Origin of the sequence: Gynurincola endophyticus, from assembly GCF_003991195.1 — a bacterium.
GTDB classification, from domain to species: domain Bacteria; phylum Bacteroidota; class Bacteroidia; order Chitinophagales; family Chitinophagaceae; genus Gynurincola; species Gynurincola endophyticus.
Genome location: NZ_RCWL01000006.1, coordinates 89,949 through 116,732 on the forward strand (window position 1 = coordinate 89,949; position 26,784 = coordinate 116,732).

The window sequence follows — 26,784 nt, forward strand, 5'->3', positions numbered from 1 at the left end:
ATAGTCGTTTAGTTTTGGTATAACAGAATAATGTAGCTCTGAGGCTTATATATTTATTTGTGTCGTTTGGCACCGACATTAAAATTTATGATTATCAGTCTATTTACTGATGATTAACTTCCTCCCCTCCACTTTAAAATTGAAGCCTGTACCTTTAAGTCCGTTTAATAATTGCGACAACGTAAGATTCCGGCTGATCTTTCCTACAAATTCAATTGCCGGAGGGGTACCTTCATAAACCACTTCTATATCATACCATCTGGCTACTTCGCGCATTACTTCCTGCAAATCGGCATCATTGAAATTAAAGAAACCGTTTTTCCAGGCCATTACTTTTTCACGGTCTATATTTTTTTCTATGCGGATATTGCCATTTGCCGCCACCTGTGCCTGTTCTCCGGGTTTTAAGAAGATCGCATTATTGCCTGCATCGGCTGTAGCTTTAATTTTTACACTGCCATGTAATAAAGTTGTATTTAAACTTTTTTCATCCGGATAAGCGTTTACATTGAAAGCTGTACCTAAAACCTGTATATCAAAACGGCCTTCTACATCAATTAAAAATGGTTTTGAAATATTTTTAGCCACTTCAAAATAAGCTTCCCCTTTTATTTTTACACGACGTTCTTTTCCGGTAAATACAGCAGGATAGGTGATAGAAGAGGCCGCATTCAACCAAACTTTTGTACCATCTTCCAGTACCAGTTTATATTGATTACCTGCCGGTGTGCGCATGGTATTGAATACTTCTTCGGTATTGTTTTTATTACCTGATGTAACATAAGTTAAATCACCGTTTTCCAGCTTTATTACCTGTGAATTTCCCTGTAAAGCAAGATTCCCTTTGCCGGCACTGTCTAACACAATTTCACTGCCATCTGCCAATACTAATATGGCGCCTTCTTTTCCGGGAGCAATATCATGCTGTACACTCAGATGCGGATCTGTTATTACAGTATGACTGGCCGGGCCCCATTTCAGTAAAATTACAGAGGCAAAAACGACTATTGCCGCCGCTGCCCAATACCATTGATTCTTTTTCTGAAGACGTAACTCACGAACCTTACCGGTATCAACAGATAATTTATCGGTTAACAGAATAGCTTCTACCTGTTGATGCACATCTGCCGGTTTGGAGTGGTTGTACTCCTGCGCCTGACTTTCTGCTTCCCATTGGTCACTGATGGCCTCAATGAGTGTTTCCTCCTGAACCTCATTTAAAAGTGTTCGAAGACTTAGCATTTCTTCAGCGGTAATGCTTTTATCAGCATACCGTTTCAATAAGTAAATGAGTTGTTCCTGCTTCATATAATTAAATTCTCCGCCACCACTTTTGAATTTTTTCCGACATCTCTATATAATAAAGATGCAGCTGAAAACAAAAAGTACTATCGAAGTTTTAAAAAAGTTTAAAAAAGCTGATCAAGAGAAGTAAAAAGCCGTATCCGGCAGCATTCAGATACTCTCTGATGGCCCGGATTGACGTCTGTAATACATTTTTTACAGTTTGTTTGCTAAGAGAGAGTTCAGACGCTATCTCCTCAATACTCATGCCCTGTGTTCTGCTGAGCTCATAGATCTTTTTTCGCTGAGGAGATAATTGATGAATTGCATCGGCAATGCAATTCTTTATTGCCTGTAAGTGAGTAAATTCAAAAGGTGTATGCAGATTTTTGTTTTCCGGATCAAGGGTAGTCGAAAATCCTTCCAGTCGTTTATCGTAGTTGATACGTGTGCGAAGCGCAGTTAAATAAACTCTTGAAGCAACTGTGAATAACCAGGCCCTGAAGTTATCTAACGAAGGAAGCTGATCTCTGTTCATCCACACTCTTATAAAAGTTTCCTGTATAATCTCTTCACTTTCTACACCCGAACCTGCATATTTATTTAATAATGGCTGTAGCTCATTATAATAAAAATGATACAGCGCTTTGAAGGCCGTTTCATCGCCTTCAGCTATCTGATGTAACAGTTCGTTTTCATTATGTAAGAAATTATTTCTCAACAGGTATATTTATAGAAAAGTGAATTAAACAACTGCTTCGCCGGTATCTATTCCTGCCACTAAAACAAATATATTGTTTTTCTCAGAGGATTTAAAGCAGCTTTATATTCTTTAAGCTGATTACAGGCCGTAGATATAAGTAATCCGGAGCCGGCGGTTGTTTTTCTGTTCATCTTTTCTTGCGTCGCACACTGGTACGTTCCGCAATTTTGCTGAGCGGTTATTTTTTCTGATGTAATACTTTACTATATAGTATCAACTATTGTTCTGGTTTGTCAGTTTTAATTCCATCTGGATATTACAACGTTTGTAAGGGGTGGAGTGACCGGTTATTTTTTGAAAACCGAGTTTATAGTATAAATGGATAGCGGGTTTAAGAATCGTATTGCTCTCCAGGTATATTTTCTTAGCGCCTGATTCTCTGGCTGCACGGATAGCAGCCTGTGCCAGTAACCAGCCTATGCTTCTACCTTGTACTTTAGGTGAAACCGCCATTTTTGCTAATTCAAAATCATAATCAGGGTCGTCCATTTTCATAATAGCACAAACGCCCACTGGTTCATTATTACTGAGCGCCACAAAAATTTTTCCTCCTTTTTTCAGAATATATTCTTCAGGATTATTCAATGCGGTTTGATCGGCTTCCTCCAATTCAAAGTAGGTCGAAATCCATTCTTCATTCAAGGCTTTGAAAGCCGCCTGATAGCGGAATGAATACTCTATGATCTGAACGTCTTTACACTCACGCAACTTTTTCTGTTCCTGCACTCTTTTCAAGAGCGATTTTTGTTTTAACAATAATTCCCATTCGGCAAGCGCTTCCCAGAGATTATGCCTGGCTTCATCGATGATGCCGTCAATAGCTTTATCTATATCAGCACATTGCTCTTTGATCATTTTTTCTGCAATGCTTTTCCCTTTATCTGTAAGGCCAGCTACATTTTTACGCTTATCTGTTGCTTCCAGTTTGTCTTCCACCAATCCGGCCTTCCGCATTTCCCTGATGAGTTTGGTAACAGAAGGCTGTGAGTGCCCTATTTCCTGGGCTATTTCCGTAATGGTCTTTGTTCCTCCTTCCGAAAGAACAAAGAATACAGGAAACCATTTCGGTGAAAAATCAACATTATACAATTGATAAATTGCAGACGCTTCATCTGTGATGTTGGCCGCCATAAATCGCAACCTGCTGCCCAATGCCATCTTTCCGGTTCTTTCAAAAATATTCATAGTACCATTATATTAAATCAGTCAATGCTTTGTAATAGCGTTCTGATAAAGTATTGTCAGCATTCAGAAACAAATAGGGTTCTATTAATTCCAATTCCATGAGTTGAAAATCATCCTCTATTAATACACCGTCAACACGGGCGTAAAGGGTGCCTTTGGCAAATGCATCCACATATTGCTGTGCCTGCACAATATGTTTGCCGTCAGCAGTGGGGTAGGTAATACTGCCACCCAGATAATGCTGTACTCTGAAGTCTCCCTGCCTGGGTGTTTTTAATAAACAATGACTGTAGGTTCCGTTGAAAAAAACGAACGACCATTCGCCACCGGTTATTTCTTTTATAAAAGGTTGAACGAGATAATCCTCTTCTTCCAGAAAGCTTTTTACAAGCGATGCTTTTTCAGCAATGTTTTGTTTATTCAGCGTAATCGTGTTTTTGGCTCCGGCACTAACACAAGGTTTTATTACCAGGTCATCTGCATTGAAGTAATGGAATAATTGCTCATCCACCTGCGCCCCTTTTGTCAGGTAAAGCGAAGGAATAACAGCCAATCCCAGATCAGCAATTTCTTTCAGGTAACGTTTGTTACTATTCCATTTGATCACATCAACCGGATTCAATACCTGTATATCCAGTTTTCTGAGCATTTCCAGCCAATCATAAAAAGCGGCTATGTTTTCGTGGTAATCCCAGGGTGATTTCAGCAACACGAGCTGATATGCCGGCCAGTCAATCGTAACATCATTCCATATTACAGGTGTAATATCCAGGCCTTTTTGAAGTAAGAAGGTTAATAATTCACTGTCTTCATCGTTGGTAACACCTTGCGCATATTTTAACTGGGGTTTATATCCCACAAATGCAATCTTCATATTGATAGTAACTTTTATAAAAAAATAAATTTATTCAGGGCTGTGTTTATAAAGGATTCAGCTATTTACATAATCATTTATATAACTTGTTATGTAAATATATTGAATATTTTTTAACAAAAAAGTGCGGGTTTTAAAAAAACTTCCTACATTTACTATGTACGAACATATAGACATACTTACCTATGGATTTTAATATAGATCATAATAGCGCGTTGCCTCTCCATGTTCAGGTGGAAAGCATGTTGAGGAAGATGATAGAGAAGCCCGAGTATCAGGATGGTAAATTATTACCAAACGAAATTGACATGGCTAAGAAACTGGGCATCAGTAGAAGTACTGTTCGTCAGGCAACTAACAAACTGGTTTATGAAAACCTCCTGATTCGTAAAAAAGGGGTAGGAACCAAAGTTGCCAAAAACAATATCACCACTAAGTTGAATAAATGGACCAGTTTCACGCATGAAATGGATGAGAAGGGAGTGGTGTTTAAAATATATAGTATCAAAGTCAATTTTATAGTTCCTGATGTAGAGATACAAGAACTCTTCGGTTTGAAAGAAGGAGAAAAGATTTTAAAACTGGAACGTTTGAAAGGCCCGGAATCCGGACCGATCGTACACTTTATATCTTATTTCCATCCGAGAACAGGACTCACCTTAGAAGATGACTATTCTAAGCCCTTGTATGAAACACTTGAACGCGAACACCATATAGTAGCAGCAGTTTCCAAAGAAGGAATTAGTGCGATTCTGGCCGATGCAAAGCTGAGTAAACTGTTAACCGTGAAGTTGGGAGACCCGATTCTTTTTAGAAAGAGAGTGGTTTGTGATCCGGGTGATCGTCCTTTCGAATATAACTTAGGTTACTACCGTGCAGACAGGTTTACGTATACAATAGATATTGAACGATAGTAGTAACGCTGGCGGATAGGCGCCAATTTTTTGCCAATTAATATGTACGAACATTCGTACATGCTAAATCGTTAACTTTTGCTCCATGATAAATGCTCTCCAAAAAGGGTTGCTTGCCAAATGCTTCCCCTTGCTTTTGTTTGGGTTATTACCCCTCGTTTTAAGTGCGCAAACCAACGTGCTCAAAGGAACTGTTGTATCCGACGACGGTGCTCCGTTAGAAGGTGCTACCGTTCAATGGAAGAATACTGATGTATCGGTGAAAACTGATGCGGAAGGAAATTTTTCTATACCCTACCAGGGCGGAAAACAAATTTTATTAGTCAGCTTCATCGGTTATATCAGCACCGAAAAAGAAATTCAATCGAATACGCATGCAGGTATCAGGTTACTGCGCGACAAAAACGAACTGTCGGAAGTTGTAGTGGTGGCTTACGGACAGGTTCGCAAAAGCGATCTGACCGGTTCTGTGGTTTCTATTAAAAGTGATGAACTGAAGGCCATTCCTACTACCAGTATTGATCAGGCTTTACAGGGTAGGGCAGCAGGGGTGGAAGTAACTCAGATGTCGGGAAAGCCCGGTGCTGAAACGTCTATCCGTATTCGTGGTACAAGTTCTATCACAGCCGGAAACGAACCTTTATATGTTGTAGACGGATTATTAATCAGCAGTGATGGTGGTGACGTGAGTGCAGGTGGTACACGTGGCCCCAGAATCTCACCCTTGGCGTCTATCAATCCGGCAGATATTGAATCGATTGAAATATTAAAAGATGCTTCTGCCACTGCAATGTATGGTTCACGTGGTACGAATGGCGTGGTATTGATTACAACCAAAAGAGGAAAAACCGGTAAAGGATTAATTCAGCTGGATGCCTCACAAACTTTTCAGACACTCGCGAGAAAAGTAGAGGTACTGAATGCAAGTGATTTCGGTTATCTCGTGAATGAAGGCAAAAGAAATGTTAACCAAACGCCGATTTATGTAAACCCGGCTAACCTCGGCGAAGGTACCGATTGGCAGGATGCGCTGTACCGTCAGGCTATGATGGGTAATTATCAGGTTAATTTTTCTGCCGGTGATGAAAAAACGAAGTTTAATATTTCGGGCGGTTATTTTGACCAGGAAGGGATCGTTTTAAACTCTGATTTTAAACGTTACTCATTCAGAACAAATGTAGAGAGAGCGATTTCTGACAGAGTTACCGTAGGTACGTCTTTATCTTATTCTAATATTAATACAAAAGGTGTTTTAACGAATGCCGGTGATATTGTTCCGGGTGTTACTTATTCGGCTTTATTATTTAATCCTATTCAATCTATTCTGGATCCTACTCATCGCAGTGGCTATACTTTTGAAAATGACAGAGGTAAAGTATTGGGTAATCCGATCGCAGAAGCCCGCGAATATACTTCAGTTACTAAACTGAACCGTTTGATGGGTAATGCATTTTTGCAGGTGAAACTCAGTAATGACCTGAGCTTCAGATCAAGTTTCGGTATTGATTATTTCAGCAATGAAGAAAATAGTTTTGGCCCGAATTATCTTAAAAGAACAGAAGCCAGTAATGGTGAAGCTTCTTTAGGAAAAACAATCGGCTCTACCTGGCTCAATGAAAATACTTTGAGTTATAATAAGTCATTCGATAACGATCATCGTATCAATGCCGTTGTTGGTTTTACTGCGCAACGTTTCCAGAATGAAAAATTGCTGGTATATGCTTTTGATTTTCCTGATAACAGAACAGGATATCACGATATCTATTCAGCTTTAAAACCGCAAAGACCCAGAAATTTTGAATCTTCATGGAGTATGTTGTCGTATCTGGGAAGAGTAAACTATACCATTAAAGATAAATACCTTTTTACTTTAACGGGTCGTGTAGACGGATCGTCTAAATTCGCTGCCGGTAACCAATACGGCTTCTTCCCTTCAGGTGCTTTTGCCTGGAGAATTTCTGAAGAAGATTTTATGTTAGACCAGTCAACGATCAATGACCTTAAGTTCAGAGTCAGTTATGGTATTATTGGTAACCAGGCAATTCCTCCTTATCAGTCACTGGCACTGGTAGGACCTTACGGAGAAGGTGCTTTCAATACAGGAAGCGGCCCTGAAATTTATACCGGTAAAGAACCTTTAAGTTACGTTTACCGTAAAATCAGATGGGAAACCACTCATCAGTTAGATATCGGTTTAGACCTTTCTCTGTTTAATAACAGAATCTCTTTTACTGCCGATTATTATAATAAAAAGACGAATGATCTTTTATTATCAACCCCTATACCCCTGACCAGCGGTTTTGCTAATACGATGTTGAATATCGGTAATATCGACAACTGGGGATTAGAGTTTGATTTGCGTACGATCAATGTGCAGCGCAAGTTAACCTGGACTTCTGCTTTGAATTTTTCAATGAACAGAAATACAATTTCTAAATTGAATAGCGAAACAGATGTAATTCTTAACAATGTTGTTTTACTAAGAGAAGGTGTTTCAATCGGAACTTTCTATGGTTATCAGTTTATGGGTATTTTCCAGACCGATGAAGAAGCTGCTTCAAACCCGGTATTGGTAGGCCAGGAGCCTACCAGCTCAAACGTTGCTTCGCGTGCTAAAGCAGGAGACCGTCAGTACAGAGACCTGAACGGCGATGGCAAAATCGATGAGAATGACAGAACTGTTCTGGGAACAGCCGTACCTAAATTTACAATCGGTTTTACCAATACTTTACAATACAAAAATTTTGATTTAAGTATTTTCTTACACGGTTCTTACGGCAATAAACTGGCCAACTTCAATAACCTCGATCTGTTAAATTTCAACGGACAGAACAATGTATTGAAAGAAGCTGCATTGAACAGATGGACGCCTACGAATCCTTCAAACAAATATCCGCGTGCGATGGCAACAGGAAATGTTGATCAGGGAATTATCTCGGATGTTATCGTTGAAGACGCTTCTTTCTTACGGGTAAGAAATATCACTTTAGCCTATCATGTGCCTTCACACTGGTTGAAGAAAGCAAATATTCAACAACTGAAACTATTTCTGAGTGGTAGCAACCTCTTTACTTTTACCAAGTACACAGGGTTTGATCCGGAAGCAAATACATTCGGACAAAGTACCACTTTACTCGGAATTGACCTGGGTGGTTATCCACAGGCCAGAATGTTACAAATCGGTTTGAATGCAAGTTTCTAAACGTTCAAAACTTCAACCAATGAAAAAGTCATTATTATATATTATTATCGTTTCAGTACTTTTTACTTCTTGCAGTAAATTTTTGCAGGAAGATCCTAAACACCTGGTAACAATTGAAAATTATTATCAGACTGAAGCAGATGCTGTCAGCGCCGTTAACTCCATTTATGCATACCTCAACTCAATCAGTACGGGGTCTACTGCGGGTGTTTATCATAGCACGTTTTGGGTAATGGCGGGTTTAGCCAGTGATGAATTGCTGAATCAGCAATTCTTTTCACCACAGTATGATCAGTTTGCAACTTTTACTTATACACCTTTTAACAGTGGGTTAGAGGAGGTTTGGGACCGCCATTATAAAACCATCACCCTTGCCAATATTGCTATCGAGCGTATTCCTAAAATAAATATGAATCCTGCTTTGCGTGACCGCCTGGTAGGAGAAGCCAGATTTTTGCGTGCGCTGATGTATTTCAATTTAGTGCGTGTATTTGGTGAAGTTCCTTTGTTGTTAAACGAGGTAGAAGACCTATATCCTTCTAAAGTATCTACAGCTGCTATTTATACAGCCATTGAAAATGATCTGAATCTGGCGAAAGATGTGTTACCTAAAAACTATGTAATCGGCAGTGGTAAAGGACGTGCCACCAAAGGGGCGGCATGGGCATTAAGAGCAAAAATGCATTTAACGAAAGGAGAATGGAAAAAGGCTTCCGACGCTTGTGAAGAAGTATTTAGTTTAAATGAATATGCATTGTGGGATGACTTCGGTGATGTGTTCAAACTGGCTAACAGAAACGGGAAGGAAGCCGTATTCTCTGTTGGTTTCGGAGATGCAAACGGTGCACTCATTTTCTGGGAAGCAGGTCAGTTTCAGGTACGCCTGTTACCACCGGCACTTTCTGTTGAAGGTGTGGTAAATGCACAGGGATGGCAGGTTCCTACTTTACATCTTTATAATTCTTATGAAAGCGGCGACAGAAGAAGAGAAGTAACTTTTATTTCAGAAGTAAACAATAATGGCACTATTGAAACGATCAGGCCACATATTCAAAAATACTGGGATCGTGCAGCAGAACCGAAAGGTAATGAATCTTCAAACGATTTTCCGGTAATCAGATATGCTGATGTTCTGCTGACTTATGCAGAAGCCAATAATGAACTCGATAATGCCGGCGTTGCACATGACTATATTAACAAAATCAGAAAACGTGCAAGGTTTAACGGTGTTACTGAATTACCTGTGCTGGCAGATCTTTCAGGATTAAATAAAGACCAGATGCGTGAAGCCATTCTGAAAGAGCGTTACCTCGAGTTTGTAGCAGAAGGACACAGGTTCTTTGATCTGGTTCGTACAGGACAACTCGCTACAAAAGTTCCATTGGCAAAACCGGGTGTAAATCCGGCACCGCGACATGTCTATTTTCCGCTTCCTTTACGTGAAACAGATATCAATCCGAACTTAAAGCAAAACGATTTATATAAATAAACAGAGAGGTTTCTCAACTATCATGAAGCAAATTCAAACTTCGAACTATGAAAAAGCTCCTTTCATAGCGGTGCAGCATGAGCATGCAATTGTAGGATGGAGTGGAGTTATTGAAAAGTTAGTACAGTCAGCCGGTCAGCAGGAGGTTAAACTCGTGACGATTGACTGTTATCAGGGAGTTGACCTGGACGCCGTGATTCAACACGTACGTCAGCTCGCTCCGCAAGTGGTAATACATGATACCCGGCTCATCTTTTTCACTGAAGCCGCGATCGGCGAAATGGTAGAACCTTTCGTAACCGATCACCCGGTATTCGGAAAAATGAATGACCTGACTATTCAAAACTTTATTGATTCGGAGAAGTTGAAAGCGTTACAGAATACATTATCAACTCATACCGGAATTCAATTTGTGATCGGACCGGCAGCTGCTCTGGTAACCCGTAATACCGGTATAACTGTGTATGCTGATATGGCAAGATGGGAGATTCAGCTTAGATTCAGAAAAAAACTGGTATCTAATCTTGGAGCAAATAATGCTACGGCCCCTTTTGCTTATTTGTACAGAAGATCATTCTTCGTTGATTGGAGAGTGTTAGATAAACATAAGGTTGATATTTTTGATACTGTAAATTACTGGTTAGATACCACTGTTACGGCCGAACCGAAACTTGTATCCCACCAGGCAATTCAATCAGGATTGCAACAAGCATTAAAACAGCCTTTCAGAGTAGTACCGTTTTTTGATCCGGGACCATGGGGCGGACAATGGTTAAAAGAAGTGTGTGATTTGCCCGACGGGCCCCCTAATTATGCCTGGGCATTTGATTGTGTGCCTGAAGAAAACAGTTTATTGCTGAAGCTCGAAAACGCAACCGTTGAAATACCTTCTATCAACCTGGTACATGAATATCCGGAAGCTTTGCTTGGAAAGAAAGTTTATGATGCATTCGGTGCGTCTTTCCCGATCAGATTTGATTTTCTGGATACCATGGATGGAGGAAATCTTAGTTTGCAGGTGCATCCGCTGAAAGAATATATCAGAGAACATTTCGGAATGCCGTTTACGCAAGATGAAAGTTATTATATGATGGAGGTGAGAGATAATGCGATAGTGTATCTCGGATTAAAAGATGAAACCGACCCGAAGGAGATGATTGATGCACTGGAATCAGCTTATGAAAATGCTACTGCATTTGATGCCGATAAGTATGTGGCAAAATGGCCGGTAAACAAACACGATCATTTTCTCATCCCCTCAGGTACAATCCACTGTTCGGGAACAGATAGCGTAGTACTGGAAATCAGCGCTACTCCTTACATCTTTACTTTTAAATTGTATGATTGGGAAAGAATGGGATTAGATGGTAAACCACGCCCTATTTCAATTGATCATGGTAAGAAAGCAATTCAGTGGAACAGGCGCATTCAGTATACCAAAGATCATCTGATTAATCAGTTTGTTACTTTAAATGAAGGTGAAGGCTGGAAGGAAGAACGTACAGGTTTGTATGATAACTTCTTCATTGAAACCCGAAGATACTGGATGAATACAATCACGCATCATAATACCAACGGTTCGGTAAATGTATTGAACCTGGTAGAAGGTGAGGAGGCAATAGTGGAAAGTCCGCACAATGCTTTTGAACCTTATATTATCCATTATGCTGAGACGTTTATTGTTCCTGCTTCGGTAGGCGACTATACGATTCGTCCTTACGGCAAAAGTGAGCATCAGCAAATTGCAGTTTTGAAGGCCTTTATCAATACCGACCATTTAAAATATTTCAACCTAAAATAAACCATATGAGTCAGGCTTCTCATAAAAGCTTTTTATACAAATGTACCATTGTAGCTGCAGTAGGCGGATTTTTATTCGGTTACGATACCGCAGTGGTATCAGGTGCTATCGGTTACATGGAAACTTACTATTCATTAGATGCGGCAATGAAAGGTTGGGCTGCTTCATGTGCTTTGATCGGTTGTATGATCGGCGCTATGGTAGCCGGTGTATTGAGTGATTCATGGGGCAGAAAAAAAGTACTTCAACTGGCAGCATTTGCATTCGCAATTTCTTCTATCGGTATTTTAATTCCGATGAACTTCAGCGGATTTATAGTTTTCAGAATGATCGGAGGTATCGGTATCGGACTCGCTTCGATTCTTGCCCCGCTATATATTTCTGAGATAGCACCGGCAGAAAGCAGAGGCCGTCTCGTATCTATTTATCAACTGGGTATAGTAATCGGTATTCTGGTAATCTATTTTGTAAATGCCGGTATCGCTTCATTAAATACAGTTGAATGGAATATTGCTACCGGATGGAGATGGATGTTCGGCTCAGGAATTCTGCCTTCCATTTTGTTTATTATCCTGTTGGCAAATGTACCCGAAAGCCCGCGCTGGTTAGTACAACAGCATCGTTCAGTAGAAGCTAAAAGTATTCTTCTGAAAATTAATGATGCAGTTACTGTTGAAAATGAAATGAACAGTATTCAGTCGGCGATCGGTGAAAAACAGATTTCCCTGAAAGAATTATGGAAAACCGGTTTCAGAAAAGCTTTACTGATTGGTGTTGTTCTGGCTATTTTATCACAGATAACCGGTATTAATGTTATCATGTATTATGCACCTGAAATATTTAAACAGACAGGGGCTGATACCGAAAGTTCTTTGTTGCAAACAATTATTGTAGGTGCAATTAACTTTTTGATGACATTAGTAGCGATACGGTATGTTGACCGCCTGGGCAGAAAAAAACTATTGCTCATCGGTTCGCTGGGTATGGCTGTTTGTTTATTGATTGTCGGATTAGGTTTTCATTGGAATATCGGGCAAGCCTGGATTATCTTACTTTCTATTTTGTTGTATATCTCATTTTTCGCCATTTCTCTGGGTCCGTTAACTTTTGTTGTAGTCAGTGAAATCTTCCCTAATCAGGTACGTGGCAGAGCCATGAGTATAGCCATTTTCTTTTTATGGTTATCTACCTACATCGTTTCACAAACATTCCCAATGTTACTGGAAAGTGTCGGCGCTGCTAAAACTTTCTGGATCTATATGATATTATCAGCAGTAGCATTTGTATTTGTGTGGAAATTCATTCCTGAAACAAAAGGTAAATCGCTCGAAGAAATTGAAAAAATGTGGCAATAATTATCAAATAAATTATAAACTCTAAAAACTAACGATTATGCAACCCATAAGACTCCTGTCTTTCATCGCTATTTTTTCATTGGCAATAGCGTGTAAAAAAGACGAAGATGCTCCTGCTCCGGTAGCAGCATTAAGCACCAATGAAGTTACTTCTAAAACAGGAAGAGCTGTAACTACCACTTTCTCTGTCAGCACTACAGTGCCCGGTTCATTAGTGATTACAAAAACCGTAAACACCGATGTAGATCGTGACTGGGAAACAAACGGCACTAAAACTGTAGTATTGGAATCAGTAGGCAATAACCGTTATGAATATGAATTTGAATATGTTCTGGAAGATGATGATGCTGACAAACTGATCGGTTTCAACTTCTCTTACACAGACGGTAATGGCCAGAATGTACAGAAAGATTTAAGTATTAATGCTATTACTTCTGCAGAACAAACGATTTATAGCAGACAATGGAAGTTAGTTTCTAAAATGTGGGTTTCTGTTACACCGAATGTAAGTGATCTGAAAGATTGTGAAACAGATGATGTTTTTACCTGGAATTCAGACAGTACTTACAGTATTAGCTACGGAACCAAAGCCTGTACTTTCGACGGATTTAATGAGTATACAAAATGGTGGATCACTGAAGACGAAACAAAGTTTGTAATGGAAATGAAAGGCGTTTTTGATGGTTCTGTTAATTTACACGAATATTCGGTAAAATCTGTAACCAGAGAAAGAATCGTTCTGGAACAAACAGTTGACTTAACTGATTTCGGTGAGCCATATACTGCAAACGAAAAATTCGTTTACACTTATGAGCCGGTTAACTAAAATCTTATATGAATCTGGCAGGTGTTTTACCTGCCAGATAAAAATACAAATACTAACTAAATAATTTCCACATCATGCGAGCCAATCTTATTTTATTTGCCTTGATATTCATACTGGCAACATCTTCATGCAACTCAAAACCTTCAACGGGAGAAGAGAAGGCGAATAATGAATTTACATTTACGGTGGAAAAAGCACCTGAATATGAAAACTGGTTTCACCGGAGCAAAGATTGGTTCGGTGGTGATGGAATTTTCATGGTTCGAAAAGATGGAGTAGAATATGCCAGTGATAATTCTAAAGATGATATTCTGATCTGGTTCAGTGATACTTTACTGGGAGATATTGTGAACGGCATTTTAAAATGGTTTAAGATGATAAATAACTCTTTAGCCATTGTACCGCCAGATGGAAGTCCTGCCTTCAAATGGGATTCTGTTCAGAATGCAGCCGCTTCTATTGTATTACCAACTACTCCTAAATCCCAGGAAGGTGAATATTACTGGTTGGGTGACGGATTTGTGAATACAGAAAAAAATAATGACTTGTATGTAATTGGCTATAGAATTAAAACTACAGCCGAGGATGTGGCATTTGCTTTTGAAGAAAGAGGAAATACGTTAATTGTTGTTCCTTCTGACCAGTGGAATAACTGGAGAGCCAGTCGCCAGGTAGATATTCCTTTTCATGGGGATAGAAAAATTACAGAAGTTCCGAACTTCGGATCTGCAATTTTAGTAAATACCAAAAAAGCAGGTGTTAAAAATGCTGACGGTTATATTTACATCTATGGTGTAAAAGGTCAGCAAAAAGATTTAATGGTGGCGAGAGTATTACCTAAAGATATTGAAGATTTCGGTGCCTGGAGATTCTGGGACGGTTCTGAATGGTCAAATGTATTCGACTCTGCCAGAGCAATCGCTACTGAAGTTTCTAATGAATTAAGTATTAGCCAGCTGAGTGACGGCAGATATGCAATGGTATATCAATATCAGACAATGAGTCCGGTAATTGGCCTGAAACTGGCTGCTCGTCCTGAAGGACCTTATTCTGATATGATTTCATTGTACAATGTAAGTGCCGATATAGAGCAGGATAAAAATATTTTTCCTTACAATGCAAAAGTACATACTGTTTTGTCGAAACCTAATGAACTGGTGATCAGTTATAATGTGAATTCCTTTGATTTCTTTAAGGATATTTATACTTATCCGAACTTATACAGACCAAGATTTATCAGAGTAAAATACGAATAGTTCATTCTAATAAGGTACGAAAAAAAGTTGATATTTCCAAATTACAGATGTTTCTGGCTATCAGGGGATTCAACTGTTTTAATGTGAACGTTTAATTCCTTAATTCCTCCTATGTTTGAAATGGTAATGGGAAACATGAAGAGAATGAAGGTATGAAGGTAAAGCAGCGCGGACGACAGCACTTCATTCGCTTTTCAACTTCATTCTCTTCATGTTTTAAATTGCAATCATCAGTTAGAATAAGACAAAGCGAAGCGGCAGGAGCTTTTTAATTTCTTAATGTTTCAAAATATATTATGAAATATGTATTAAGCAGTTTATTTATCATTTTTGCTGTAACCGCAATTGCGGGTACAGATAATATTGCGCCACTTTCAAAAGTTACCGTATCTACTGAATTAAACGACCGGTTTAAAGCCAGGAATGCAGTAGATGGTATCATTGCAGTAGATGGCCAGGGAGAGTGGGCTTGTGAAGGTGTTACTACTTCATGGGGGGATATGCGTTATCCATGGATTCAATTTGATTGGGATAAAGAATATATTATTTCAAGAATAGTGCTGTATGATCGCGTGAATACCACCGACAATATCGCTGGTGGTAAATTAATTTTTAGTGACGGGTCCGAAATATATGTGCGCCAGATTCCTGCAAACGGATTTGGAAAAGAGATTCTTTTTCCTGCTAAAAAAGTGCGGTGGGTAAAATTTTTGGTTACTGATGGAAACGGCTCGGATCTGGGTTTTTCTGAAGTCGAAATTTTTACTGACCCTGCCGATGCAAAAGATTTTGTAGCAATGGTAGATCCGTTTATCGAAACCAGCCGTGGCAGATATTTTTTCTTTACTCCCGGTGGATTACCTTTCGGAATGGCAAGTGCTGCCCCGCATACTCGTAATAAAAACCAAAACGGTGGTGGTTATAACTACAACGAAGAGTATATTCTGGGTTTCGGCCAATGGCACGACTGGATGATTTCCGGATTGAATGTAATGCCGGCTATTGAAGGCGAGCCCTTTGCCTCCGGAGAGCAGGAGTGGAAATCTTATTTTAAACACGATGATGAAATTGCACAACCAGGTTATCATCGTTTGTTTTTAAGGAAACATAAAATCTGGGCAGAATATACCAGTACTGAAAGAGTCAATTATTATCGTTTTCAATATACTGAAGATCAAAAAGCCCAGATCATTTTAGGTTTGTCGCGCCACCTGGGATCTACTACCATGACCAACGCTGAAATTCATAAAGTAGATGATTATCATTTAGCTATACAGTTCAGCTCGGTAAAAAGATTTTGGGGTGGCCCTAAAGAAGTGTTGCTGTATGCTTATGTAGCATTCGACAAAAAAATTGAAAACTTTCTGGGTATTAATGAAAACAAATCATTGCCGGTTGCTGATATTTATAAAGGAGATACTTTAAATACTGCCGTATTATTCAATGTAAAAGCCGGTGAAAAAATTCAAATGAAAATCGGATTGTCATATACTTCTGTAGAAAATGCTAAGAATAATTTATTGACAGAGTGTGCCGGTTGGGATTTTGATCAGGTGAGAAATAATGCACGTACAGTGTGGAATAGCTGGTTAGGGAAAATAGAAGTGAAAGGTGGTGAACTGAACGACCGGATAAAATTTTATACCGATTTATGGCATGTTTTGTTAGGTCGGCACAGTATCACAGATGTAACGGGAGATTATCCGGACAGAACACAGGGCAAACGTGACGGAACATTTACCGATGCAGCATTAATTATCAGAAAAGTACCTAAAAATGCAGACGGTAGTCTGAAATTTCAAATGTACAATTCAGATGCATTTTGGTTAACACAATGGAATCTCAATGTGTTATGGGGTTTAGCATGGCCTGAAGTACATGATGAAATGGCTGCTTCTATGATGCAATATGCAACGAACGGCTATAAAATTCCACGTGGCCCTTCAGGTGGCGGTTATTCTTATATTATGACCAGCTCACCTTCTTCAAATTTAGTGATGAGTGCGGTAATGAAAGGTATTCTGACTAAACAAACCGTTGATTCGGCATATGCAATCGTAAAACGAAATGCAATGCCGGGTGGAATGTTGGGCGAACCAAAAGATATAGAATTTTATAGTAAGCATGGATACTGGCCTGATAATGCAGGAATTACACTTGAGGCTGCATTTCAGGACTGGGGAATTTCCCAGTTTGCTAAAAAGATCGGTAAGAAAAAAGACGAAGCTTATTTTTTTAAACGGTCGCAAGGATGGAAAAAACTATTCGACGATGAATCGAAATTTATTTTCCCTAAAGACCGCCAGGGAAATTATATTCATAAAGAACCTTTGAACGGACACGGATGGGTAGAAGCCAATGCATGGCAGGCAACCTGGGGATTATCCCATTCATTTGATGATTTAATTCCGATGATGGGTGGCGCAGATAGTTTTACCAATAAATTGAATTATGCATTTGAAAAATCTGTAGCATCTGACTATGTATACAGTTATTCAAATGGTTATGTCAGTTATGCCAACCAACCAGGTTGCTCTAACGCACACGTATTTACGTATGCAGGTAAACCATGGCTTACTCAATATTGGGTAAGAAGGGTAAAAGAACAGGCTTATGGTGGTGTTACACCTGATCTGGGTTATGGCGGACATGATGAAGACCAGGGACAAATGGGAGGCGTAAGTGCTTTAATGGCAATAGGTTTATTTAATGTTTTAGGAAATCAGTCGATAGATCCTTATTATGAAATAACAAGTCCTATCTTTGACGAAATTATCATTCATTTAGATAAAAGGTACTACGAGGGTAATGAGTTTATTATCAAGACATATAACAACAGTAAGTCGAATCCATATATTCAACGTGCTGCATTAAATGGCCAATCACATTCCAAATTCTGGTTTTCGCACGAAACCTTTCAGAAAGGAGGGATGCTGGAATTATGGTTAGATAGTAAACCGAATTACAACTGGGGTAAAAAGTAAATATATGTCAATGAATCACTGGGTGTTAGGTGTTGATATTGGAGGTACGCATATCAGTTGTTGTTTAGTAGATATGGCAAATAACCGTGTACATGAAAAAAGTTTTGCCAGAGCAGCTGTTCGATCAAATGAGAAAATGCAAATCATTTTCGGAGATTGGTTAAAAGCAATCAAAAAGTCTTTATCGTTTGTAAATGCTAATGTGCAGATAGGTATTGCTATGCCGGGACCCTTTGATTATGAAAAAGGTATTTGCTGGATGAAAGATTTACACAAATACGATGCGCTATATGGTATTGATGTAAAAGAAATGTTGTCGATTTTGTTAGATCTGGTACCCGGAAAAATACGCTTTATCAACGACGCCAGTGCTTATCTGTTAGGTGAAGTATATTTTGGTGTTGCGAGAGGTGAGCAGAATGTAGTAGGAGTAACACTCGGAACCGGACTCGGGAGTGCCCAATGGAGAAACGGAAAAATGATTGAAGGTGACTTATGGTGTACTCCGTTTGCAGAAGGAACAGCAGAAGATTATATGGCTGCCAGATGGTTGGTACATCAATATTACGCCAGAACCGGCACACTACTCGACGGTGTAAAAGATATGGCTGCTGAAGAAACTCCTATGGTTGATGAAATTTTTCAGATGTATGGAGAAAATCTGGCCAAAATTATTTTACAACGCTATCACAATGCTTTACCTGATGTAGTTGTGGTTGGTGGAAATATCTCTAAAGCCTGGAATCGTTTTATTCCACATACACACGCCTATTTTCAATCGAAAGGAGAAAATATTCAATGTGTTCAGGCTGTTTTGGGAGAACAGGCGGCTTTACTCGGTGCAGCCTCTCTTTTTACAAAAGAAAAAGTAAGATAAAATATACTTAAAAAACCTGATAGCATAGCTATCAGGTTTTTTTATCATTAAAAATCAATTTCTTTTACTACATATTTATCTTTTTCAACTGTCAGTTCATACACTACACTATATCTGAAATACTTAAAATAGCTGTCTCTCATATTGTCTATCGCAGTAATCGTAATGTTTTTTATATTCAGATTGTTCAGTCTGTTCTTTAAATTTTTTAAATAAATAGACTGATCTTCATTATATAGTAAAACAAATTTGTTTGGTTTGATCTTTTTTGAAATGGTAATGATTTTTGCTAAACAATCAGAACAGTTGATGTCTGCATAATAAAACACTAAATTCTCCTCTTCCTTTATTTCGTTCGCCAATGGCAAAAAACTGATTTGATCTTTTGAGTATATATTTCTATTTTTCTGAGTAGAGCAATTCAAATGGCTAATTAGAATGGAAATCAAAAGAATATAGGCGGTTAGATTTTTTGTCATCTGCATAATAAATTTTCTTATTCAAAAAATCAATATCAAAAACTGAAGCTTTTTGTTCGAGGTGATATACATATTGTGGTTGCAGGCGATGGTTAAATTGAAGTATTTTACTGATAAATAAATCATCGTATTTGTCTTTTAAACCAACAAAAATATAATCACTGTTAAACTTTGCTTCGAGTGAAAAATAGCTTGGCCGATCTGTGTATGGTTGAAAATAACTATAGCTGTTAGATTTGTCTTTTACTCTTATATCCTGAAAAAAAATACTATCCGGACCAATTGCCGTTTTTTGTAAAATCATCGTACTGTCGAAAATTTGCAGCAGAGGAATCTTTTCATAAATATATAACCACTCATTAGTGTTTTTTGATTTATGAAATATTCCCTGATGAGTGGTGTTGTAGGCAATGGTGTCAATGAGGTCTGTATCGTTTAGAAAAAGTTTATTTACCGGCATTGCTTCGGCTATTTCGTAAGGCGGTTTTAATAAAGATACAAGATATAAATGATCGGCTTTTTTTCGTTTTACATCATCTGCTAAGGTGAAAATCGAATCAATAATAACCGGGTCATTGTAAGAAAAGGGTAAATCGATTGCTGCCGGTTGATAGTGATCACGGTTTAACCGGGTTACATCATACAATAGTAATCTTTGATTATAGTCGTCTAATACCTGAAGTGTATTTTCAGCATTTAGCAGCCTCATCCTGAAAAAAGAAGATTTTACTTCCTTAGGTATCTGTATAAAACTTCCTTTTGAGGCCAGTGTCTGTAAATCGTAGAAGTGGAAAAAACTGCTGTCTTCTAAAGAAGTAAGAATGAGCTGTTGAGTATTTTCTGAAATGAATATTGATTTAATGGAAACCTGGTTTTCCTGCACCTTAAAGGTGCTGTTGATATTTACAGGTTTAAAATCAGATAACTCGTAATCAGGAGAGTGAAACTGTAATTGGTGTTTAACTTTGTCATCAGAGCATGAAAAAATACAAAAACTGATTAGAAGAAATAAGTATAAATGAAATCGCATAGTTCGTTTTTAACAAAGACGGCAATTGTTTATCAATTGCCGTCTTTACATTGGTTAATTCAGAATCCGGTTTGTTTAAGGTTCTTTTCTTTTTCTGTTGTTGAGAGTAACTTCCAGCTCTCCTGTTTCTCCTTCCTCTACCTCTACTTCAATTACTACCTTGCATTTTTCGTCGTTTGCAAGTATGCATCTAGCATCTGGTTCTGCTACTACAGCAGTATATTTGGCTGAAAATGAGCTAGCTACGATAGTGAATGCAACAGCTGTTGAAACGAAAAGAAGTTTTTTCATGATGTTTAGGTTTAATTGATTTTATAAAAAAAAAAGTTCTATTTTAGAGATGGTTAAGTGTTATTGATATTTTTCGAATATTGAATAACGATAATGAATACATATAAAAATTATACTTCTTTATAAATGTAATGTATATTTGAGTATATAACGTTCTAGTGTATCCATTTTATCATGAGAATAATTATGTTTTTTTTACTTTTTAGCTCATTTTGTAAAAACGCCTTTTCTCAAAAAATTACAGGTGAGTTAGAGGATAAAGAGATTTTTTCAGAAGTGTATATATATATAAAGGACTCTTTGAATAAATTTGTAAAAGAATATTATAGAATAAAGAGCCCTGTTTTTGAAATAAAGCTCAAAACAACCGATCAAAAAGTTTATTTTACTGTTTCGGCACCCGGATACCGGCCTTTTGAACAAATGGTGGTTTTTAGGGATACCACCTCTGTTGTAGAGGTTGGCATAATTCGAATGATCAAAGAAGAAGGGAAACTTCTGGACACTGCTATTGTTCTGGCCAGGGAAAAGTTGTACAAAGAAAAGAACGATACGGTATTTTACGATGTAAGTAAATTCCTTAAAGGTAACGAAATGGTCGTGGAGGATGTTCTCCGCAATCTGCCTGGTATGACGGTAGATGAGGAAGGTAAAATAAAGTTTATGGGTAAGCCGATCGAGCATGTATTGGTGAATGGCAGAAATATTTTTGACGAAAAGTATACCCTTGGCACCAGAAATATTACTGCTGATGCAATTGAGGGAGTAGAAGTGTTACAAGACTACCATATAGAACAAATACTGAAAGACTTTAATAAGGGAAATACGGCTATAAATCTCCGTATTAAGCAGTCTTATTTCAAAACCTCCGGTTCAGTACTCTCTAAATTAGGTATAGACCAGAATGCAAAATTACGACAGGAACAGGAAGCATTTGCGCTGGGTATTTATAATAAAGCCGTTTTTCAGTTGCTTACAAATTATCAGAATACCAGCCGTGTGAGCCAGGAACACCTGAACACCAATGTGTCTGTTCTGGAAAATGACCAGTATCTGCAATTGATAGAACCTGATAATACAATTCCTTCTTCTTATAATTCTATTAATAATAAGTTGTTTTCGCAACAATTGAATACTTCTTTTGATATAAATGAAAAGATTACTTTGAAAGTAAAAGGTAGCTACAGAAGCGATCGGTTAACTAACCAGTCTGCCATTGAAAAGTATTCTTACATTCACACAGATACTTTTTATTTTAAGGATGAATATGCGCATACTAAACGGATGCGTGATTATTTTGTGGAAGGCGAAGTCAGATACGAGATCAATCAGAATAATATAATTAAAGCTGTATGGAAATATCTTGAGAATGAGAACAAACATCCTTTTACAATTTCTTCTCAGCATGCAAATGACATTTACACCGATATAGAGCAGTCTTACCGTCATAAATATGCTAAAATAGATTATCTTACTAAAGCTGGAAATTTTGCTTATCAGACTTTTATTGATTTTCAGGAAAAAGAGGTCAATAACCGTTTCTTTTCTTCTGTATTTTACTATGTGGGCGATACGGCATCTGATGTTCAACAGAATATTCGGCAGAAACCATTTATTACTAGAAACAAACATGAACTGCTGTTTAATACTGACTTCTGGCAGTTGTCATTGTCAAACGAGATCAGATATACTAAAGAAAGGCTGAACTATTCTGATAATTATCTAAACAATACATTTACAGGTGCATTTGATTTTTTTGATAATGATCTGAAAGTAGAATGGCGCAGACATAAAAGTAAAGTACAGTATACGGGTAATTTATCTTATCGTTACCATTACTATAAAGTACCTTTTTTAACTGGTAATAAGGCGCATGCTTACTCCACAGATCAGAGTTTGTTCGCATCGTTGAACAGGCATTCTATCAGTTTAGGTGCCACTGCCTCTCGTAATCCGCTCTATTTTAAAAGACATTATCCCTTTGAAATTTTTAGAGCACAACGGGCGAGCATTAATTATGGAATGATACCTCAGAATCAGACTGGTCTTTCTGGTAGGGTATCTCATACCTATAAAAACAGAGATAGAAGTCTGCATATTCAGAATAGTTTTTTTTATCAGTATACGAACGGAATTGAAACTAGTAGTTTGGTAATAACTCCAGCCTCCAACTCAAATAATTACGTTTTTGTATCGGATGATATTAATTCTTTATCCTTTGCACATACGGGCAGTAAGTTTATTTTCAAAACAAAGTCATTGCTTCATTGGAGTTTAAATTATCATCAGGGAAATCAGTTATTTCTGCTAAATCAGGATTTAAACAGAAATAATTATAAAACTCTAACCGGAAGAATTGAAATAGGGTTTCCTTTAGTAAAAAACTTTAATATAAAGTATAGAAATGAATACCAGTTTTATCAACAGGAAAGTGAAAGAGCTGCCAGGTTAAACCTGTCTTCATTGTTTAATACGATTCAGTTAGATGCGGTATTGATGAAGGTATTGGAATTAAGAAGTTACATGATTTATTCAATTCCTGACTTAAATAGCGGCGACAACTTTTCATATTGGCAGGCAAATGCAGAAGTCAATTATAAAATGAAGAATAAGAAGTGGGTGATTGGAATGGATTTTATGAATCTATTCAATGAAGTGAACGCACAGAGAACGGTTATAACGAACTATTCCAGATCAGTGGTCACGAATCAACTGGTTCCCAGAATGGCACTGCTAAAAGTACGCTTTATCTATTAAAAAACAGACTATGAAATATATTGCTATAGTAACTCTATGTTTGATTCAATATCAGGTCAGTATTGCCCAGAAATTGAGTATTACTTATGATACCCAATTGTTATACCCATTCGGGAATGCAAAATCTTATACAGGTACTTTGTATGTTTATTCTTCGAACTACAGTGTTTTTGAGTTAAACAGAACTACTAATAGCGGAACTGTTGAAGGAGAAGTTTATGGACAGAAGTTCAGATATCCTGCTACCAAATTTAAGTACAAGGAGTATATCGTAAAATATTTTGATAAAGATTATCAGAGTTACGTAAAACTGGCTGATCGTAAGAAGGATGTAAAAACCTATAAAAATAACGAGTTGATTCAGTGGCAGGAAATTACCGACACGTTGCAAACTATTGATTGGCAAATGCATGCCGAGAAGAAAAATATACTTGGTTTTAACTGTCAGCTGGCAACCGGTTATTTTAAAGGTTCAAAGTATGCCGCCTGGTTTACCACTGATATTCCTTACATGGACGGCCCCTGGAAATTCAATGGATTGCCCGGCCTGATTATGGAAGTAGAATGCCCTTCTCTTGACATTCGTATTGTTGCCACCGGTATCAAAAATGCAGGAATTAGCTTTAAACCCGATATCCCTTCTTATGAACCTTTTGAAAAGATCACTTGGGGGAAATTTGTAGAAAGAGAAGTAAAGCTGGCAAAACAGAAAAAAGAGAAGTCAAAGGTAATGAACGAAAATACCAATGTGGTGAGTTATGCAAATGAGTTCTATACATTTTTTGATGTAAAATATACTTTATAAAAGATATATATTACGTTATTTATATTTAGAGGCACCGAAAAGGTGCCTTTTTTGTTGTAAAACAATAATATAACTTTCCGGGTTGGTAAGATGATGTATCTTAACAGGGCGGGTAATGGTGATTTGCGGATGTTTTATCTGCTATTTATAAAAAGCTAAAACGTTGTAGCAGGATATTGGCCAAATACTTAACTTTGAATCAGCGAAAGGAAGTGTGTGTGCAATTCCGTTTTACCATTTGTTTACCCTGACCCAATCACAATCTATGAGAAAACTTTATGTGCTGCTATTGTTTCTGACAATTTACGGAAGCGTGGATGCCCAATCCAAAAGCTCACTGGTGAATGTATTTCTGGGAAGTTCCGGAGATAACGGCCAGATGTCACCGGCTGCTTCTGCTCCATTTACACAAATGAGTATTTTGCCTCAAACCGACCCTTATCTGCATATGGGATATGAGCATTATGCAAAAAAGGTATTGGGCTTTACACACAATAGATTTGAAGGAGTTGGCTGCCGGGGAAGTGGTGGATTGATTCTTATAAAACCTTTTTTGAAAGACAGTCTTTCGCAGCCACTGATTAAGCAAAGTGAAGCTGCCAGCCCCGGAGCTTATACTATACATTTCACAAATGGAGTGAATGCTTCTTTTGGCGTATGGAATGATATCGGCATTCATCATTATACCTTTCCCAGAGGTAAAAAAGGTCTGTTGATTAATCTTGAACATACGTTTAATAATGCATTTGCAGGCGCTCAGTATACTATTGCCAATGGTTTTATATCAGGTACTGTGAGCGCTAAAACCACTTGTCATGCCGGCACTTATAAGATTCATTTTGCTATTGAAGTTCCTGAAAATATATCAGTTGATACAACGGGTAATACGGTTGTAATAAAACTACCCGAAAGTGTGGTGCATATCAACCTGAGAATTGCTTTTTCATCAGTCAATCCTAATTATGCGATCAGCAAATTAAATATCAACAAACATTTAAGTATCAGGCAACTTCAACAGAAGAGTAGTGATGAATGGAATAATCTCTTTAATTATATTGAAGTAGAAGGTAATGAAGCTGTTAAAAAGTTGTTTTATTCTTTACTGTACCGGACGTTGCAATCTCCCTTTAAGGTATCGGAGAAAGATGGCCGTTTTGCTGCTACGGATGGTAATATATATACGGATTCTGTTACAAGATATCATGGTTGGGCAATATGGGATAATTATAAGACCCAGCTTCCCTTACTCGAGCTGTTGTATCCGCTAACCTATCAGCACATAATCACTTCTATCGCCGATCTTTACCGCTATGGCAAATATGATTTTGCAGGGGAAAATGAACCGGCAAATTCCGTAAGAACAGAACATGCTGCAGTGGTATTGGCCGATGCTGTAGCCAAAGGCTATCAGGTGGATGTAAATGGTATAAAGGAAAAAGTATTTTCGGATACCAGCCGTTTCGATTTTTCTAAACCTGATAAATTTCTTGAAGCTACCTATGATTTCTGGGCAATGGCAAAACTTTATCCTGAACATCGGCAACAGTTCTTGAAAAGAGCTGCAGATTATAAAACAGTCTGGTTAAAAGAATTTAAAGATCTTACTTTGAGAGATGTAGACCGCATGTCTGCAAGAAATATGTATCAGGGTACAATCCGGCAATACCGATGGAATGTTCCTTTTGATGTAAAAGGTTTAATAGAACTGGCAGGAGGGAAGGAAAAGTTTACTGAAGAGTTAGATGACTTTTTTGATAATCATTACTATAATCGTGCGAATGAACCGGATATACAATCTCCCACTATGTACAATGCGAGTAATCATCCTTCAAAGTATCAGTACCTGATTCATCATATTGCACTGGATTCGATTGTACAGTATTACTTCAATGAGAATCTTCGTGGTATTGAACCAAGCATTGACAGGTTGTATAAAAATCAACCTAAGGCATATATCCGAACAATGGATGATGATGCCGGCGCTATGTCGGGCTGGTTTGTACTTTCTGCAATAGGTTTGCACCAACCGTTGATTGGTGAACCGGTTTATTATCTGAGTGTCCCTTTTTTTGAATCAGTAAAAATCAAAAACGAAGCGTCCGTTTTTACAATCCGTGTTAACGGATATCATACTGCAAACAGGTATATAAAAAGAGTTACTTTAAATGGAAAGGATTTAGGCCGTATATGGATTACCAGAGATGAAATCAGAAAGGGTGGAACCCTGGTAATTACAGCCAGTGCAGTACCAACAGCGTATGGTAAGGATAATATCTGGATATCGGAAATGGCTTTATTTCAATAAGTAATAGAATATCCCTCACCACTCGCGCCGGATTGTATCCGGTGCGTCCTGTATCGTAATTGTTTTGAAGAAGTGTTGAATGCAGACAGTTAGTATTTGCAAAGCAGTAGTGCATACAAAAGGGTACCGCTTACAAAGCAGCACCATTGATGTATAAAAGCGGTACCGGATGCAATCCGGCACCAGATCTCGCAATCCGGCACCAGATCTTCACTCGCGCCGGATTGTATCCGGTGTGATATACTGTTAAGACTTTATTTCTTCGTGACTACAATAGTTGCCAAAACAAAAAAGCTGTTACCGGAGT

The 26,784-nt window shown here is 38.0% G+C and carries 19 protein-coding genes; 12 read left to right on the forward strand and 7 right to left on the reverse strand.

Annotation, left to right across the window (positions count from 1 at the left end; translation table 11 throughout):
- Window positions 1-99 precede the first annotated feature (99 nt).
- The 4 genes from D9O48_RS12265 to D9O48_RS12280 form a co-directional block, all read right to left on the reverse strand.
- Window positions 100-1,308 (reverse strand): FecR family protein, encoded by a 1,209-nt coding sequence (locus tag D9O48_RS12265; protein ID WP_126973269.1) that lies wholly within the window; start codon window positions 1,306-1,308, stop codon window positions 100-102.
- A 91-nt stretch (window positions 1,309-1,399) separates the two neighbouring features.
- The gene (locus D9O48_RS12270) at window positions 1,400-2,005 is read right to left on the reverse strand and encodes an RNA polymerase sigma factor (protein ID WP_158624886.1); all 606 of its coding nucleotides are present in this window, start codon (window positions 2,003-2,005) and stop codon (window positions 1,400-1,402) included.
- Window positions 2,006-2,260: 255 nt separating this feature from the next.
- Window positions 2,261-3,232: a bifunctional helix-turn-helix transcriptional regulator/GNAT family N-acetyltransferase gene (locus tag D9O48_RS12275; RefSeq protein WP_126973271.1), complete on the reverse strand. Its 972-nt coding sequence runs from the start codon at window positions 3,230-3,232 to the stop codon at window positions 2,261-2,263.
- A 7-nt stretch (window positions 3,233-3,239) separates the two neighbouring features.
- A complete protein-coding gene (locus tag D9O48_RS12280; protein WP_126973272.1) occupies window positions 3,240-4,106 on the reverse strand; it encodes an ATP-grasp domain-containing protein in 867 nt (288 codons plus the stop codon).
- Between the two features lie 185 nt (window positions 4,107-4,291).
- On the opposite strand from D9O48_RS12280, the gene D9O48_RS12285 reads away from it, so the two are divergent.
- The 9 genes from D9O48_RS12285 to D9O48_RS12325 all read left to right on the forward strand — a co-directional run bounded on the left by D9O48_RS12285 (window position 4,292) and on the right by D9O48_RS12325 (window position 18,810).
- The gene (locus D9O48_RS12285; protein ID WP_126973273.1) at window positions 4,292-5,020 is read left to right on the forward strand and encodes a GntR family transcriptional regulator; all 729 of its coding nucleotides are present in this window, start codon (window positions 4,292-4,294) and stop codon (window positions 5,018-5,020) included.
- 85 nt (window positions 5,021-5,105) lie between these two features.
- A complete protein-coding gene (locus D9O48_RS12290) occupies window positions 5,106-8,222 on the forward strand; it encodes a SusC/RagA family TonB-linked outer membrane protein (RefSeq protein ID WP_126973274.1) in 3,117 nt (1,038 codons plus the stop codon).
- 19 nt (window positions 8,223-8,241) lie between these two features.
- Complete coding sequence (locus tag D9O48_RS12295; protein ID WP_126973275.1) at window positions 8,242-9,711, forward strand: RagB/SusD family nutrient uptake outer membrane protein; 1,470 nt, start codon at window positions 8,242-8,244, stop codon at window positions 9,709-9,711.
- 22 nt (window positions 9,712-9,733) lie between these two features.
- Complete coding sequence (locus D9O48_RS12300; RefSeq protein ID WP_126973276.1) at window positions 9,734-11,512, forward strand: class I mannose-6-phosphate isomerase; 1,779 nt, start codon at window positions 9,734-9,736, stop codon at window positions 11,510-11,512.
- Between the two features lie 5 nt (window positions 11,513-11,517).
- The gene (locus D9O48_RS12305) at window positions 11,518-12,867 is read left to right on the forward strand and encodes a sugar porter family MFS transporter (RefSeq protein ID WP_126973277.1); all 1,350 of its coding nucleotides are present in this window, start codon (window positions 11,518-11,520) and stop codon (window positions 12,865-12,867) included.
- 37 nt (window positions 12,868-12,904) lie between these two features.
- Window positions 12,905-13,693, forward strand: a complete 789-nt coding sequence (locus D9O48_RS12310) for a hypothetical protein (protein WP_126973278.1) — start codon at window positions 12,905-12,907, stop codon at window positions 13,691-13,693.
- Between the two features lie 74 nt (window positions 13,694-13,767).
- Window positions 13,768-14,949 carry a DUF4185 domain-containing protein gene (locus tag D9O48_RS12315; RefSeq protein WP_126973279.1) on the forward strand — a complete coding sequence of 394 codons (1,182 nt, stop codon included), beginning with the start codon at window positions 13,768-13,770 and terminating at the stop codon, window positions 14,947-14,949.
- Between the two features lie 296 nt (window positions 14,950-15,245).
- On the forward strand, window positions 15,246-17,933 hold the full coding sequence (locus tag D9O48_RS12320; RefSeq protein ID WP_126973280.1) for a GH92 family glycosyl hydrolase: 2,688 nt from the start codon (window positions 15,246-15,248) through the stop codon (window positions 17,931-17,933).
- A gap of 4 nt (window positions 17,934-17,937) precedes the next feature.
- A complete protein-coding gene (locus D9O48_RS12325) occupies window positions 17,938-18,810 on the forward strand; it encodes an ROK family protein (protein WP_126973281.1) in 873 nt (290 codons plus the stop codon).
- A 47-nt stretch (window positions 18,811-18,857) separates the two neighbouring features.
- Here the strand turns inward: D9O48_RS12325 and D9O48_RS12330 are convergent, their stop codons facing one another.
- The 3 genes from D9O48_RS12330 to D9O48_RS12340 all read right to left on the reverse strand — a co-directional run bounded on the left by D9O48_RS12330 (window position 18,858) and on the right by D9O48_RS12340 (window position 20,610).
- Window positions 18,858-19,172 carry a hypothetical protein gene (locus D9O48_RS12330; protein WP_126973282.1) on the reverse strand — a complete coding sequence of 105 codons (315 nt, stop codon included), beginning with the start codon at window positions 19,170-19,172 and terminating at the stop codon, window positions 18,858-18,860.
- A 67-nt stretch (window positions 19,173-19,239) separates the two neighbouring features.
- Window positions 19,240-20,319 carry a hypothetical protein gene (locus D9O48_RS12335; RefSeq protein WP_126973283.1) on the reverse strand — a complete coding sequence of 360 codons (1,080 nt, stop codon included), beginning with the start codon at window positions 20,317-20,319 and terminating at the stop codon, window positions 19,240-19,242.
- Window positions 20,320-20,394: 75 nt separating this feature from the next.
- Window positions 20,395-20,610 carry a hypothetical protein gene (locus D9O48_RS12340; RefSeq protein ID WP_126973284.1) on the reverse strand — a complete coding sequence of 72 codons (216 nt, stop codon included), beginning with the start codon at window positions 20,608-20,610 and terminating at the stop codon, window positions 20,395-20,397.
- A 300-nt stretch (window positions 20,611-20,910) separates the two neighbouring features.
- Here D9O48_RS12340 and D9O48_RS12345 point away from each other — a divergent pair, with 300 nt between their 5' ends.
- The 3 genes from D9O48_RS12345 to D9O48_RS12355 all read left to right on the forward strand — a co-directional run bounded on the left by D9O48_RS12345 (window position 20,911) and on the right by D9O48_RS12355 (window position 26,477).
- Window positions 20,911-23,367, forward strand: coding sequence for a hypothetical protein (locus tag D9O48_RS12345; protein ID WP_126973285.1), 2,457 nt, complete (start codon window positions 20,911-20,913; stop codon window positions 23,365-23,367).
- Window positions 23,368-23,377: 10 nt separating this feature from the next.
- Complete coding sequence (locus tag D9O48_RS12350) at window positions 23,378-24,172, forward strand: GLPGLI family protein (RefSeq protein ID WP_126973286.1); 795 nt, start codon at window positions 23,378-23,380, stop codon at window positions 24,170-24,172.
- A 265-nt stretch (window positions 24,173-24,437) separates the two neighbouring features.
- Window positions 24,438-26,477, forward strand: a complete 2,040-nt coding sequence (locus D9O48_RS12355; protein WP_126973287.1) for a glycoside hydrolase domain-containing protein — start codon at window positions 24,438-24,440, stop codon at window positions 26,475-26,477.
- The last annotated feature ends 307 nt before the right edge of the window (window positions 26,478-26,784 follow it).